The organism is Bacillus sp. SM2101, assembly GCF_018588585.1.
GTDB classification, from domain to species: Bacteria; Bacillota; Bacilli; order Bacillales; family SM2101; genus Nanhaiella; species Nanhaiella sioensis.
The window spans coordinates 62219-78014 of record NZ_JAEUFG010000014.1 but is presented as its reverse complement, the minus strand read 5'-3'; the positions used below and the strand labels follow the sequence as shown (position 1 = coordinate 78014).

The following is a 15796-nucleotide window of genomic DNA, read 5'->3' as shown; positions in this document are numbered from 1 at the left end:
CGAAAACAGCCCAAGTTAAGGAGCATCACCATTTAAGTAACGTACCTTAACCTAATAAGTGAATACATTTTTCGTCTACAATAAAGTATTTCAATCCTATATAACCCCGCTCTAAGGTTTTTGTCGGGGTTATATGTATTTGTATAAAGTAGGAAGAACTGTTTTTTGACTCTAAGAAATGCACAAAAAAATTATTTACAATTAGATTTAATAGATAATTGCGGAATATTGTTGAGGAATACTCATATTTCTATTGAAGAAAAGCATCTTTTAATTTAGTTAGATTTTAGATAATCATATACAAGATTAACTCGTTCATTGACTGAACAATCTCCCTCAATTTTTAATATTGGACAAGATAATTCTGCCATCCAATGTTCATGTAAAGTTTTGCTTCTAACTTCTAGTCCTGCACTATCATATAAAGAAGCCCATTCTAAGAATGTTTTAGATTGTTCATATTTACACCCACCAGCTAATATCTCATTTCCATATCTCTGAAACTCTCTTTTCTTAAGTCTTTCAAGCCTTATATCTTGCGGGATCCATATAAATATTACGAGATCAAAATAGTTTATAAACATATCTCCCCAACCACACACAGCACCTGATAGCATCCAGCTTTCATTTTGCAATAGATCTTTCTGAAGCATCCTTCTTCTTTCAGGAACTTGCCTTTGTTTTGTGAATTTGGTTTTCCAAAAGTAATCATCTGTATCAAGGTGTATATGTGGTAAAACTTTTGATAATGAAGAACCAAGTGTCGAAGTTCCTGACCCAGAAGCTCCCAAAATATGAATTTTTCTTTTCATGATTTATCCTCTATTCCTTTATGTGAATTTACCTACTTCTCTTTATTTAAGGTGAAATAAGCGTCTATATTTGATCAAGAAAAGCGCTAGTTTGTGGGATAACATTTTCAGTTTCTCGTTTAGTAGCTAAATTTATAGTCAAACAAAATTCACAATATTTTAAGTAGGTTTTTAATATATTTTAATAGTGCACTTTTCTCCTCCATAGGAAGCCTTTCTACTAATCGCGCTGCTGCCACTGGAAGAAACCACTGTTCAATTTGCTCTATTGTCATATTTGACTTGTGAAGATAACGATTTGTGTATTCGTCTAATAATGTACAACGAACTCTGTTAAAACTTTCTCTGATCCTTTCGGGTATACTGTCTGGTATAATGCCAAATTTAAGGATTAATATAGTACGAGCTACATCGGCTGCCTGATTTCCTCTCATAGCAGTCATCCAATCAATAATTACTAGTCCATTTGATGAAGTGATGACATTGCCAGGATGAAAGTCACCATGGCAAAGGAAATTTCCATCATGAAGTTTGTGTAAATAATCTATTATTTGCTCTTTCATTATATTTGACAATATGTTTGATTGTTGAATATTTCGCTCATATATCAACTTTTGCGAGGGAGCTTCTTCTGAAATTGTTGTATTATGTATATCAACATGTAGATCGCTAATAGTTTGAGCAGTTTCTTTATCCATTGAAGGATTGGATAAGACTTGTTCAAATAATGAAGGACCCTCTATATATTCATACACAATGCCATAGAGATTGTCGATTTGAATAATTTTAAATACTTTTGGAATAGATAACTTCGTCGGTTGTATAATACGATTCATTGTAAACTCTCGTTCAATCATTTCAAGCGGAATATCATTCTTAAACAGCTTTATAACTTGGTTGTCTCCTAGAGAATATATATCAGCAGTGTTTCCACGCCCAATTAGTTTGCCTTTAATCATCCATTCTACCCCATTATCATTTCTAAAATTTGTTTATTACTGACTTTTATATTCGTTGATCTATTATTGTTACAATCCAATATTTTGGTGTTATCGGTTAACTAGTATTATGTTAAATATTGCAACATATTATCACTTTTGTTGATAAAATAACAAATTAGAGTAAGAAAACAAATATAGTTAAAAAGCTAAGGTACTCTTGTTAAAACACCGATTTTTGTGCTACAGACCTAGTAAAGAACGACAAATTAAACGATAAAATTCACATTAGTTTATTAATTACAGCTATTCTTCCACAACATTGAACTTCATCTAAAATTAATTCTCTATGAAATATAAAGTTTCCTTCTTATATAAGTTTGTAGAAATAAAAATGTATCTATGGGATATGGGAATACTGTTAATGAGACACTCTGATTTCTATACGAAAAATCTACCGTTTAATTCCCAGTTTTTAAATACTTATAACCCAGTACAAATTATTAAGACTGAGTCAAAAATAGTTGTTTCATTTTAGAACAAAGCTTCTTCACGATGAGTTAAAACTATAGCCTTCCTCAATTAACACCACATAAGTTGATATTGATCTAATCATTTTCAATTTAACAATAAAAAAAAGACGCATATCTTAATTTCATATTTGCTCCATAATGTTAAGAACTATCTAACTCGATTAGGGGGGATTTGTGAGGCATCAACCCATACGAGATTAAAAGATCTTCCATAAATAATCCTTGACTGGTAGAAGCATCTGCTTGCTTTCCTGGCAAGGTTATCTGACGATTCAAGGAGCTTACTGCCTGTTTCTATTAGGTGTGACATAAAAAAAGAATAGTTGAGCAAAAAAAGATTTGCTCAATCTATCCCTAATTTAAAATCTCTAATTAAAAAGGCAAAATAAACATTTGCACCCAATATGTAGAGTATTCATTATCTTCATTTCCTTCTATATACCCAATTCCAATTTCGGTAAATGCAGGACGTAAAATGTTTTCTCTATGGCCCTCGCTATTCATCCAGCCTTCAACTACATCTTCTGGAGTAGTGTGACCTGCAGCAATATTTTCCCCTGACATACGATAATTAACACCGAAATTTATTAACATATCACCTGGTTCACCGTAAGTTGGTGAGACATGATCGAAATAATTATTATCGCGCATATCTTTAGCCTTAACCTGCGCCACATCAGTCACCTCATCAGATAATGTGAGAGGATCTAGTCCTTCAGCTTCTCGCTCTATATTAACTAGATTCACAACTTCATTGACAAATTCAGCTCTTACCTCATCGCTATCGTCATCTCCTGGATCCTGGGTACCATCGTCTTCCGAATTCTGGGTATCATCATCTCCTGGATTCTGAGTGTCATCATCTCCTGGGCCCTGGGTATCATCATCTCCTGGATCCTGGGTATCATTATCTCCTGGACCCTGGGTATCATCATCTCCTGGATCCTGGGTATCATCATCTCCTGGATTCTGAGTGTCATCATCTCCTGGATCCTGGGTATCATCATCTCCTGGATCCTGGGTATCATCATCTCCTGGATCCTGGGTATCATCATCTCCTGGATCCTGGGTATCACCATTTCCTGGACCTTCTGTATCGTCGTCTCCTGGATTCTGGGTATCGTCATCTCTTGGATTCTGACTATCGTCATCTCCTGAATTCTGGGTTTCATTTTCTTCAGGTATTAATATATCATCATCAACTTCGACTTTCACATCTTGAGGAGACATTTGATAATCGTTAAAGTCTTCAATGTTTGATATTTTCAGTTCAAAATCTTTGGTATTTAACCTTTCTGATAATTCTAAGATTACTGTGTTTGTTGCATGGTTAGGTGTTGCTTTTGCGGTTATTTTTTTGCCATCAATCGTAATTTCCGATAATGCAGAGTAGTTAGATTGTGAGAATGAAACAGGCTCATTGAAAGAAAGTTCAATTTGCTTAGCATTTAATACTTTTACATCTAACAACTCTGGAATGGTAACATCTCTGACTGTTAATTCTTGTTCATATTCAACATTGTTGTTATCAACCGTTTTTATACCGTCAAGTACAACAGTAACTTCGTCACTAAATTCTAATTCTCCAGTTTCAAGTATGACCGCTACCTTGTTACCATCTACAACTGTGAGTTCCACAACCTTTAATTCTTTGTTAGCCTCATTTAATACTTTGACAGTTGAATTTGTTAAGGATCCTATGTTTATATCCTCATTGAACGAAATTTCAATCTTTTTTAGGTTATCCGCACTTACACTTGCTACATATGAATGAGATTGACCTTCTTCTTTTGTTGGATCGACTTCTTCATCAACTTGACCAACTTCTTGATTAAATGCACGATATAAGAATCCTGCGAAGTTCGAACGGGTAACACTACCGTTTCCATCGTAAGTGCCGTCACTCTTTCCAATTGTTACTCCATTTTGGAATAAGATTGCTACATTACCTCTATGAGATTCATTAATTTGTTGAAGATCTGATAGTGTGACTTCTACTTCATCATTTGTTGATAAACCAAATGCTCGAACAAGGATCGTAGCCATTTGTGCTCTAGTTAATGTATCCCCAGCATTAAATTTACCATTGCTTCCGATAAATATTCCAACTGATCTAACTGCAGCAACAGCTTCTTTCAATTCCTTGTCATTTGAACTGGACACATCTTCGAAAGAATCAAGTTCTTCTGGCACCTCTAAGTTAAGTATGTTTTTGAATAATTTTGCTGCTTGACCACGAGTTAATTCAACATGTGGTTTAAAAGTTCCGTCTTCGTAACCTTTGATGACACCTTTTTCTACAAGATTTGTAATCTCATTATAAAATTGGTCATTGGGGCTTAAATCAGGAAAAATACTTTCAGCATTAGCATCTGCAGGGACGACTGCAGTTGCTACCAATGCAGCAGATATAGATCCCGCTAGGAACTTATAATAAGATCTTGAATTGATAGACATTTAATTTTCTCCTTTTCTATATTTTTTAATGATGACTATTGAGTTAAGAGAATATATGATAGGTTAGTAGCTAAGAGTAAATAATCTCAACAACTCAGTCACAAAATAATACAATACTTCTATCGGTTTTTATCGAGCTCTTTTAACGGGTAGAAAGTTTCGGTTTACACTTAGGAAATTTGCATCATATTAAATGCCAAGAGATAGTGAAGAATGACAAAAACACTCTGCAGGAAGAATAGCGGAAAGAAAATCTATCATGGGGGAATCCTAATTAAGATCTTTTAACAGTTTAATTTTTTGTACACCAATATCCATTATAGTTACTAAAATTTCAATAATATAGTTCAAGTATAAAGAAAGACGCTTTTCTAATTTGTTGCCGAGAAGCGCCATTTCATATAACCTACTTTGTATTTTACAAACATTCGTCAAGAATATCTTTATTTGCATATTCGAAAGTCTGATTGCATAGTACTGTCTTTTCCGAAGCATGATGATGAATTAGTTAGGCTGTTTTCGCATTAATTGTTGCTTTTCGTAATAAGAGCTAAGCACGAACCACTAGAGTTCGTGGCAACTTTTCTACTGTACAATGATGATTACCAATATAAAAAAAACACTTTTTTGGTATTAAATTGATAACAATAGCAACAATATTTACGAAAAGAGCCATACATTAAAATTAATTTATCCATTTCTCCATGCGGATATCATTCCACATTTTTTCTTGCCAATATGTAAAATCTTTAATACGACCGATTTCATTGTAGCCCAGTTTCTGATACAATTTCAGTGCCTGTTTATTAAATTCAAATACTCCTAATTCAATACGCCTAAGACCTTCCTCCCTAATTTTATCCTCTGAAAATTTTATCGCTTCATATCCAATCCCTTTACCCCGTCCTTCGGACTCACCAATTGTAATCCCTACCCAAGCAGTACCCGACTCTTTTTTGTAAAGGTGGGCAGGGTCGACCATATAGTTCATTTCGCCGATTAACAGATCATCCTGATATATCAGATAGATTTGTTCGTGTTCTAACCGTTGAATTATGTTTTCAATAGTTATACTACTCTGACTTTCCAATTCGAACTTGTTTTGATTAGGGCGAGTCAATGGTACCAAAGTAGGATCGTTTCCCCACCGATTAAACACTTCTACTAAGCTATTATTAGGTTCAGTTAACTTGATGAAATAAGTTTTCACTAGCACACCTCTATTCTTCAACACTATTGTAGAATTAAGTATATCAAATCCAGAACAACGCGTTCAAAAATTTCGTTTTTAAAATTTAGATATTTTGTTAGTAAAATAGGTATATCGTATTATACCTCCTTGTTCCATAATCTGAACAGAAAGTAAAAAGGTTGCTAAACTTTAAATAACTCTCCCTCCCAAACACCTAAATCTTTTCCTTAAGCTGTTTTCGCATTAATTGTTGTTATCGTATTAATAAATACACCGTACAACTAAAGTTCGTGGCATCTTTTCTTCTAAACAACGATGACCAACAATATAAAGCCATTTTTTGGTACTAAAATGTAACATTAGCAACAATGTTTACGAAAAGAGCCTTTCCTTAAAAAGAACAAGTGCGAATAGTGAAATGGTATTAAATCCTTATGTTATGAAACTGAACATACCAATAGATTTGGAAAATATTGAATTTTTTTAATCGCTAAACCTCCAAAACTTCAATTCGAGGAGTCTGTTTCAGTTGAAAAAATTTATCTTTAGCAAAACTAAGAAGTGTTCAAAATGCACATTGTTACACAATAATTGAGAAAGAAAATTGTCAAGAGATATACTTCCTTTCAATAATTAAATAGGATATTTCAATAGCATCAAACTAAGTTCTTAAATGGATTTTTTTGTATATAATAAAGATGAAAATGGAGGTAACCTATGAAAAAAGTTTTATTAATGTTAGTTTTTCCTCTATTAACAGTAGGATGTAATAATACGCTAAGTTCTACAAAAGAGGTCATTACTATTGCTATAATAGGTGAAATTCCCACTAATGGTGGAGAAGGACAACACTCTACAACCTTTATTACTTACGAAGAAGATATTAAATCAGAATTTGATGCTGTTTGGATTACTGATGAAACTAAGTTAACAAACAAGCAAACTGATTCTCTTATATCTCTAATTAAGAAGGAAAAGGAAGTTAATTTTATTAACAGTCTACCTTCTGAATCAACGATAAAAAACTTAGGACATAACGATAACCTAGAAGAAGAGCATAACCAACATGAAATAATGTATTTCTGGTTTGATCAAGAAATACATTTAGGGTATGTAATCTTAGATGAAGACATTTCCGAAACAAGAAAATTTGAAATACTACTAGATATTGCTAGGGACAAGAAAGATTAATAGTGACCTGGAAGATTGGTAGAGGCTATGTAACATCTACTTTTAAAGGAAAAAATCAAGTGGTGTAGCTAAAATAAAGCAACAATAGTAAATATTTCTTTCAAGATTACTACTGAAGATACTTTAATCTTAGCTCGGATGAATAAGAATTATAGTGTAGTGAAAGTCTATCTGGTTCCTGTTGATTTATGCGTCCTATTCCTCCGTATAATAATGATGTTTATTATTGTTTTCAGTTTCCAAGAAATATGCTTCTATGCAGTTTTGTGAGTGTACCTGCTTAATTACTGTTAAATCTGGATCTTCTAAATCTAATTGCACAGCAACTCATACTTTGCGTCCTTGCAGTGTTAGACAATTAACCAAAAAGTATCCATCATTGTGCCAAGAAATAGCATTATTTGATGCATTTTTTCTATACGACAACTACTTAAGCAACACCAGCATTGAATCCCTCCACTCTACTGTAAGGGCTTATACTCTCATCCTTGAGCGTAACTCAAAAAGGGATAAAAATTGTAATAATTTCATAATTTAATTCGACTTCAGGAAAATAAAACTACCTGACCCTTGTTATATATTAGGAACAGGTAGCGTAGGATTTTTCCATTGTCTCGAATTAATAGGGTTAGTTCGTATATTTCACCCTATTTTTTATGCTCTATTCATTGTGATTAGCATTAAAGTAAATTCAGTGTTATTAATTCAATCATTCTTTTAACATATTAAGAGACTTGTTTCTTTTTAATTGTTTTGTATAGAACCATTATAAACATAACACCTAGTAATACAATTAATGGATAATTTACAAATGGCTCTAAGACTGGTACTCCAAATAGATTTATCGCATGAAAAGGACTAGTAAATTCTGGAGCGCTCATAAAGTTTGTGAAGCTATACTGTTGTAAATACCAAAACAAAACACCATTTAATGGAACTATTGGTAATAAAAAGATTGTTGCGCTTATAATAAATGAAACCAATACATTTTTTGATAGCGCAGACACTGTTAGTAATACAGCCATAAATACAAACGCTACTAGTAACATAATAACCGTCTGTACCAAAATATATTCTATACCAGTTAGGTTATAAGGGGATAGAGCATACCCATCTGTTCCCCAAAGTCCAAGTAGCTGTATAGGTGAATCCCAACCGTTACTTCCATATACATATATATTAGTTAAAATACCAAAGGTAACCCAGAACACAAATATTATGAATACAAAAATCATAGAAGCTAATATTTTCGCAGTCACACCTTTTCTGCGCCCATATTTTGAGCTATATACAACCTGGTCCATTCTTGAAGAGCTTTCACTTACAAACATAGGAGCTAGGGCCATTAACATTAAGATGCCAATAATAATAGGAGCTGACGATTTTAAAAACCAAATAGCATTCTTCGCCCCTTCATTATACTCGAATGTATTTATTTTTAGCTCATTCCACATATGCTTTTCTAACAAAGCATTTTTATAAGACACACCACCCTTATTTAATGATTCTAAGTCACTATCAAGCTCATCCATTCTGTTAAGACTATCATAGACAAAATCATTAGTTAATCTAATTTGGTCTAGAATAAAGTATTCTGCAGCCTCTTCAGCAGGTACTTCAACTTCTTTATATGGAAATGTGTTTGCTGCCTCTTTTTGCAACTTATCATATTTTTCAAATATAGATTGTTCTAAATTTCTTGCTTCTTCTAATTTTCCTTCTGTTAACTTCCCCTCCCATTTTTTCGATACTGCTTCAATTTCGCCCGTTACATCAACTATATTATGACTACTCATTGGATAAGAGATAGGTCTATCTACCATTAAGGAACTCATAGTTAAAAGGGCAACTACTAGTAACATGCCGACATAAAGACCCTTTTGTCTAAATATTTTATATAGCTCAAATTTGACTAATTGCTTCATTTTGCAACCTCCTCATCAAAATAGTATAAATATAGATCTTCTAGGTTAGGTGATGCTTCAAAAGCTCTTTCATCAGGCTTGCTTTCAGAAATAACTCTTAGACCTACTTCATTTTGATTACGAATAATATTACTAACCTTATAATTTTCTTGAAAAGCTTGTACTTCTTCCTCTGAAACATTAACTGTCCAAATAAATCCTCTTATTTTTTGCAGCAGTTCTTCAGGCTTATCCTTTTGGATGAGCTGACCAGCTTTAAACACTATTATTTCTTTTGCGATAAACTCAATATCTGAGACGATGTGTGTTGATAACAGAACGATTCGATCTTTTGAAATAGTAGACAATAGATTTCGGAATCTTATCCGTTCCTTCGGATCTAGTCCTGCCGTTGGTTCATCAACAACTAACACCTTTGGATCGTTTAATAATGCTTGAGCAATTCCAAGTCTTTGCTTCATTCCTCCAGAAAACTTCCCAATTTTTCTTTTCCTATGTTCAGTTAAGTTAACAACCTCTAACAATTCATCAATTTTTTTCTTAGCAGCTTGTTGTTTAATTCCTTTTAATGCTGAGATATACATTAAATATTTTTCAGCGGAAAAGTTTTTATATAATCCAATGTACTGGGGCAAATATCCGAGTACATCTCGATACTCATCACCTAACACCTCAACATCTTTTCCATCAAATAAAATACGTCCAGCAGTTGGTTTGATCAGTGTCACGAGCATGCGCATTAATGTTGTTTTACCTGCACCATTTGCACCTAAAAATCCGTAAACACCAGCAGTTAATTCAAATGAAACATCATTAACTGCCAGCTTATCTCCAAACTGTTTCGTCACATTTTCAATTGTTAAATTCAAGAAAACCACCCCTTTTATTTTTTGATAAACAAAGAATTTAATAGAATAATAGCAAGTATATAAAATAATTAGAGTAAATTAATACATAATTTATACCTATCATCAGACAAGAATCAATATCGTATTAAATCAAAAGGTTGATGATTTTTAGACTCCTTTTTCCTCACCCCTTCTTGAGTCTCCTCAGCCACTATTTCACTTTTCGTTATCCAATTTGCTATCTACAGTCCATTTGCAAAATCACTCTTAATTTGTGGTACAACTTAAATATACTTTTCTAAAATGACTCTCCAGTGACTCTAAAATGACAATTTAGTCATTTAAGATAATAAAACTTAATTCAATAGTATTCTCCTTGCACACTTTGGAAAAAGGATTTCTCTGTGACTAGTTTTAAAGATTTGGTTGTATAGGATGATTGAAGCAATTAGAGAAAATTGACTTATTTTGATGGAGAGATGAGGCGTATACATCTGTGAAGAAATGCGAAAATAGGAGCTAATTAATAAAGTACACCATCACAAAAAGGCTTGACTAATCATGATTGAATTGATCAGTTAAGCCTTAAATATATATTGAACTAACATACATAATTAATAAATTACGTTGTAGTTTACAAGGTGTTATATATTTGATCTTTTATACACTGTTTGTTTTTATGTACATGGTTTACCTATTAAAATGGTCCAATACTAATAATACTAATGTTATTCTGTAGCAACCCGCAAGTTTTGTATTTTTAATTTAGTAACTAAACATTGTCATGTTTTTTGTTTATTCTCTACCTCTGTTAGTTATATTTATTTTATTATGAGTTTACAGTGTCATTGATAAATATTGTTAAATTCTTTCCAAAAGATATTCAGTTAATTGCGTAAATTGAATTTCCTGCCCTGTTATAAGGTAGAGCTAAATATCCAAGTTTTAGCGCACTATTAATCTTTTCTTTCATCTTCCTCCTTTTTCATACGTTGTCCACCTCAGTCTTGAAGAAATAGTTATAAAAAAAGACATCCTGCTTATGAAAGCTTTAATATCTACAGAATAATTAAGCAATTCAGATGCTAAAATGTATGAAACTAAAATAAGATGAAGCATGATGTTGGCTTGCGGTGATTTAGGGAGTGGCCTCATTCTTCTGTATCAAAAAAAAGGAAAACGCCGTTCGTCAAGAGCGTTTTCCAAAAAGAGATGTATATGAGATCCAACTCTAGGAATTGAATTCCTGATATCATTGTACCAAAATAATGATTATTGTGATTTCAGCATAAGAAGCGATTTTAAGAGATTATTATACTAAATTCTATTGAATACTCTCTATTTTAACACTACATATAAATATATTTATTTAAATAATAAATATTTCTTCGAATGACAAATTGAATGGACATTTATCATTGAAGAAAATTGCTTATATATCTAGACCACTATGACTCTCTTTCATATACTACTAAAGTACGTTAACTTAAATCACCTCGCCTTATACTTTGATTTAAATATAGCAATGGAGTTTTTAGCATGCTTTATTTGAACCTTATCATGCATTCTATAGTTACAATTAAATGTATTTCTAAGATAATGATAGGACAACTGAGAAAATGAGTAATGTAAACGTTTCATCCAAAAAATATACCACTTTATGTAATTTTACATTTATTCCAAAATAATCTAAGTTAAAATATGTAAACTACAATACCGGTAGTAGTTAAAAACTTTAGGAGGGCTTATGTTGAAATCTAGTATTAAGAAAACAAGTATTCTAGCAACAGTAATTCTTTTCTTTTCTAATCTTGTAATACACCACTCCTTCGCAGAATCAACAATACGTGAAAATCATATTGAGTTATCGACCTCTTTAAAAGAAGAACCATCAGAAATCGCACTAACCTGGGAAAGTAATACGTTAGATATAGATCACTACAATATTTACTCAAGTACTAACTCGGATTTCAATCTTGGTGATGCTGGTACACTCCTAGCAGAAGTTTCATCAGCAACTGATTTCACTGACTCAAATGGCATTTATGCTAATGAAACAAAATACTATTATGTGACAGCAGTAGATGAAGAAGGCAATGAATTGGCATTATCTAATATGGAGTCAATTATTGCTGATGATTATACTGATTACGGATATGAGGATATTCGTTGGAGTAGAGCTAACCCTAATGCTGGAGCGATTTGGTTAAATCAAGGTTTTATATCTGATTATGTAATCATTCACTATACAATAAATGGTCAACAATATGATGAACACATGAAGCATACAAGTAACGGCTCATGGATGATGGAATTTGATGACCTTCGAGCTGTAGAAAACTTCAGCTTCACGTATCAAATACTAGGGTTTCAATATGACTCCGAATAATTAAATGTACACTTAGAGATCGAGTTATTATTTTCTCGATCTCTTTTTAAGAGGTTTATTATTAAATATTGTTATTAACGTCATTCAACTAACAAACACAGCAGTATACAGTTATAGTTATATCTTATTCTAATAAATCATTCTTTTATCTCGACTTCCCATTACAATTACTAAATACAAGGGTTAAATTGCTTTGCAGATTCTTTTTTTGAAAAATATCTATCATGTGGAATCGGAAAATTTTATTGAAAGGCTTACCGCTCCTATAATTTTGCTTGTTAACATTTTTAACCGTTCTAGACAGATACGTTGTGCTAGTTTTTATGACTGTATAGATCTCGGTATGTATTAAGCTAAATTGGAATTGAAATTAAGGGGGAGGTATTTGAAGATCAAAAAATTATCTTACTAGTTAGTATTTTGGATTAAGTAATTTACGAATAAACAAAGAGATGTGATAAAAAACAATTGATGAAAAAAGACAGAAGAAAATCAATGGCAAATAGTTAATCATGTCATTAACTGAAATAAATAAAAAGAGCATATTCCCAACTATACCACCAGCCAACGTATATAGCCCAATATTATAAAAGTAATTATCAGCTGTAGACCTAATTAATTTTATTTCATTAATTTTCTCAATAATGATAGATACTGGAACTCCAATAATAATAAACAAAGGAGTTATGTAAATCAAGTAAAGGCTCACTAAACCTGAAAAAGAAGCATAACTTGATTTTGATAACCTTTCTAATTGTGGAGTATAACTATAGATTGCTAGAATTAGACTTATTACAATAGCTGAAAAAACTGATACTAAGAATTTTTGTAACATACTCATCCCTCCATTACAATTTAATTAGTGAGGTTGTTTCAAATATTTCTTGCTAAACTCCACCTTAATTTACATCAAAACTGTGCAGGATATATACCGAGGCTCTTGTCGTAAGGTTTTTACTACAAAAGGAGTTTTTTGCAAACCCTCTTACTTTTAACATAGAAAAGGTCCGCTAATTTTACAGTGGTTATATTTTAGAACGAAACAACAATCACTACGACAAAAACTTGTATCAATAATTAAGAAGTCTGCATTTTACTTTTTATTTTTACTTTACCAAACATAGAGATACTATGTTAAAGGTTATTAAAAGTTTGATTTACTCCATTTTTTATTAATAAATGGTGGAGCAAGCCGTTCAATGCCTTTACTTGCTGCTTTGTACACTGTTTCCCAAGAAGAGCTGTTGCTTCTTTTTAAATATACCTCATGATGAGGAGCTTGGTCATGTTCTCCAGAAAGTTTGTAGTTCCCATTACTATAAAATTCACCCACTAATTCATAATTTACATCTAGAGAAGCTACTAATGGATTACCAACACCGTGATCTACATCAAATTTTATTTTAGCTGAATCTATATCAACATTAATTAATACTATTCCAGCTTCAGATGCTGTATCACTGTCAATGAGTTTTTTGTTTACATCGTATCCATGAGTTGTACCAACGTATCTTTCTAACGTAACTGATTCAGCTGCTGAACAAAAGCAAATATTTACATGTGTTCTTGTTCTGTAACTTAAACTAGTAGCACTATACCCTCTGTTATCACCAGAAAACCATTTGTATTTTGAAAGCCCGTTTGGATTCTTAACCCATTTATCTTTAAGAAAGGTCGTATACCTTAATTCCCATCGCTTAGTCATGTCTTGGTCTTTGACAGCTTTACTTTCTCCAACAATGTGATTTCTTATAGCACCAACGTGTTTACTTATTTCAAATTCTTCTATATACAATTCTTCTTTTTGTTTGTTCTGAAGCCTATTGTTATTTATACCTTTGTCTATTTTATCTCTTTTATCCTTTTTGACTTTTCTTGCGCCAACAATTTTATATGTGTACTCTTCATCTAAGGTAATATTATGATCTGTAAATTCACTTTTCATTACTGTAGTAAGGTGTTCATCATTTCTAAATATTTCATAGCTTGTTATGTTTTGAATATCTTCCCAATCAATCGCGATATATGAATTTTTTCCGATTGTTGTTACAACCATATCTCCCAATGAATCATCGATATTTTTGTCGGGCGGTTCTGTAGATGTTTGTATTTTTACAACATCCAATATTTTTCCTTTGGAATCTAAAGCTTCTATTATATATGTATATATATATCCAGGTTTTAAGTTAGTATCAATAATTTCATTATCACTTCCAGTGTGTAATTTCACCCCATCTCTGTAAATATTATTTACATGTTCATAGTCATGCCAATATATGGTAATTGAATTTATTGATTCAATAATACTCTCAACCTTTATAATATTATTAAATTTTTCTTGAGCTAGTATGTCGTCTTCTGAATAAGTAAGAGCTGGAAAAAAAACCAAAGCTGCAACAAATGCTATCATTTTTTCCATGTGCTATACCTCCATGTAAATAGTATTCTCGTCAAAGTATAAAAAGCACCCGTATATGAGTGCTTTGAAATAAGGGAGAAAGCGAATGTCAGTCATTATATAAAAAAGGATTGTAGTAAATATATTTTGTGTTGGATGCATGACAACTATACATTCTTTCACATAACATTGTGATCAATATAAAACCACATACAAAATGAACTTTAGTTACGTATTTTATTTTGATACAAAGCTACTCCTTCATAAAAAAGGTTAATTATTGTCAGCAATTAGTACAAATTCTTCTTCAAGCTGATCCCATTTTACAGTAACTTGTATTATTTCATTCTCTTGAACTTTTGCACCACCTTTTGAAGAGCTAGATGAAGTAAATATATGCTCAGTTGGTGGCTCTGTAAACGTTCTTCTACTATTATGACCTCCCGAAGATGTTGTATAGCTATACTCTAGAGACTCTATTTGTAAAATTTCATTAGTTTCTCCAATATACTCCAACATAAACTCTTCATTATCTTCATAATTATAAGTGAGCTGTCCCTTATCATCTCCCCAAATTTGTGTACCAGCTGTAATAAATGTACCTTTCCAATATTCCCCTTCTCCGCTAAATGTGTATTCATATGTTATAATTTCTTCCTTAGAACAAGATGTTAATACTACTAACATCATTAATAATGTCATACTTGTCTTTTTCAAATATTTTCCCCTCAACTTAGAGCAGTTTTATATTTATGTTTAATGTAAATTATCGTATCCTGTATTTTTTCTTTCTTGGTCAAGATATTGTTCAGTATAGATTTGCTGAGAACTCGAAGCATTTTTTATTCCCTCTTCTGGTTCAAATCTTCTATTCTTTTTCTTAGCCCTAGAATCAATAATAAAACCTAAGCATAGTAACCCACCAAATATACCTACGACAAATAACCACAAAGGCATCATTTCAACTCCTACCTTGTTTTAGTTTAATGTTGCGTTACGATCCTGCTCCGCCATTTGTTAATGAAATAGCATTTTATATATGTAATACGGATGAGGTTATGTAAATGTTACAAAAATGGCCATAAAAATATTGAAGAAGTAGTAATAATTTAT

General features: G+C 32.1%; 12 protein-coding genes. 2 read left to right on the top strand and 10 right to left on the bottom strand.

The genetic code is table 11. The annotated features are described in order from the left end of the window. Positions 1-275: 275 nt before the first annotated feature. The 4 genes from JM172_RS14840 to JM172_RS14825 form a co-directional block, all read right to left on the bottom strand. Positions 276-812: an ATP-binding protein gene (locus tag JM172_RS14840; RefSeq protein WP_214483150.1), complete on the bottom strand. Its 537-nt coding sequence runs from the start codon at positions 810-812 to the stop codon at positions 276-278. A 149-nt stretch (positions 813-961) separates the two neighbouring features. After that, a complete protein-coding gene (locus tag JM172_RS14835) occupies positions 962-1771 on the bottom strand; it encodes an aminoglycoside phosphotransferase family protein (protein WP_214483149.1) in 810 nt (269 codons plus the stop codon). Between the two features lie 884 nt (positions 1772-2655). Continuing rightward, positions 2656-4740, bottom strand: coding sequence for a CAP domain-containing protein (locus tag JM172_RS14830; RefSeq protein ID WP_214483148.1), 2085 nt, complete (start codon positions 4738-4740; stop codon positions 2656-2658). Positions 4741-5425: 685 nt separating this feature from the next. Then, positions 5426-5950: a GNAT family N-acetyltransferase gene (locus tag JM172_RS14825; protein ID WP_214483147.1), complete on the bottom strand. Its 525-nt coding sequence runs from the start codon at positions 5948-5950 to the stop codon at positions 5426-5428. A 699-nt stretch (positions 5951-6649) separates the two neighbouring features. On the opposite strand from JM172_RS14825, the gene JM172_RS14820 reads away from it, so the two are divergent. Further along, positions 6650-7123 carry a hypothetical protein gene (locus tag JM172_RS14820; RefSeq protein ID WP_214483146.1) on the top strand — a complete coding sequence of 158 codons (474 nt, stop codon included), beginning with the start codon at positions 6650-6652 and terminating at the stop codon, positions 7121-7123. 725 nt (positions 7124-7848) lie between these two features. Here the strand turns inward: JM172_RS14820 and JM172_RS14815 are convergent. Further along, positions 7849-9048, bottom strand: coding sequence for an ABC transporter permease (locus JM172_RS14815; RefSeq protein WP_214483145.1), 1200 nt, complete (start codon positions 9046-9048; stop codon positions 7849-7851). Next, positions 9045-9926: an ABC transporter ATP-binding protein gene (locus JM172_RS14810; RefSeq protein ID WP_352223568.1), complete on the bottom strand. Its 882-nt coding sequence runs from the start codon at positions 9924-9926 to the stop codon at positions 9045-9047. The genes JM172_RS14815 and JM172_RS14810 overlap by 4 nt, the downstream gene beginning before the upstream one ends. 1720 nt (positions 9927-11646) lie before the next feature. Here JM172_RS14810 and JM172_RS14805 point away from each other — a divergent pair. Beyond that, entirely contained in the window at positions 11647-12285 is a 639-nt protein-coding gene (locus tag JM172_RS14805; RefSeq protein WP_214483143.1) for a hypothetical protein, read from the top strand. 412 nt (positions 12286-12697) lie between these two features. Here JM172_RS14805 and JM172_RS14800 read toward each other — a convergent pair whose 3' ends face one another. The 4 genes from JM172_RS14800 to JM172_RS14785 form a co-directional block, all read right to left on the bottom strand. Next, the gene (locus JM172_RS14800; protein ID WP_214483142.1) at positions 12698-13120 is read right to left on the bottom strand and encodes a hypothetical protein; all 423 of its coding nucleotides are present in this window, start codon (positions 13118-13120) and stop codon (positions 12698-12700) included. A gap of 309 nt (positions 13121-13429) precedes the next feature. Beyond that, positions 13430-14704, bottom strand: coding sequence for a DUF3238 domain-containing protein (locus JM172_RS14795; protein ID WP_214483141.1), 1275 nt, complete (start codon positions 14702-14704; stop codon positions 13430-13432). 252 nt (positions 14705-14956) lie between these two features. After that, positions 14957-15400 (bottom strand): hypothetical protein, encoded by a 444-nt coding sequence (locus JM172_RS14790; protein WP_214483140.1) that lies wholly within the window; start codon positions 15398-15400, stop codon positions 14957-14959. 39 nt (positions 15401-15439) lie between these two features. Further along, entirely contained in the window at positions 15440-15640 is a 201-nt protein-coding gene (locus JM172_RS14785; protein WP_214483139.1) for a hypothetical protein, read from the bottom strand. Positions 15641-15796 lie beyond the last annotated feature (156 nt).

Bases quoted from the DNA above. Each gene is read 5' to 3' on its own strand.
- JM172_RS14785 (WP_214483139.1), bottom strand. From the start codon at position 15,640: ATGCCTTTGTGGTTATTTGTCGTAGGTATATTTGGTGGGTTACTATGC.
- JM172_RS14840 (WP_214483150.1), bottom strand. From the start codon at position 812: ATGAAAAGAAAAATTCATATTTTGGGAGCTTCTGGGTCAGGAACTTCG.
- JM172_RS14830 (WP_214483148.1), bottom strand. From the start codon at position 4,740: ATGTCTATCAATTCAAGATCTTATTATAAGTTCCTAGCGGGATCTATA.
- JM172_RS14835 (WP_214483149.1), bottom strand. From the start codon at position 1,771: ATGATTAAAGGCAAACTAATTGGGCGTGGAAACACTGCTGATATATAT.
- JM172_RS14800 (WP_214483142.1), bottom strand. From the start codon at position 13,120: ATGTTACAAAAATTCTTAGTATCAGTTTTTTCAGCTATTGTAATAAGT.
- JM172_RS14815 (WP_214483145.1), bottom strand. From the start codon at position 9,048: ATGAAGCAATTAGTCAAATTTGAGCTATATAAAATATTTAGACAAAAG.
- JM172_RS14795 (WP_214483141.1), bottom strand. From the start codon at position 14,704: ATGGAAAAAATGATAGCATTTGTTGCAGCTTTGGTTTTTTTTCCAGCT.
- JM172_RS14820 (WP_214483146.1), top strand. From the start codon at position 6,650: ATGAAAAAAGTTTTATTAATGTTAGTTTTTCCTCTATTAACAGTAGGA.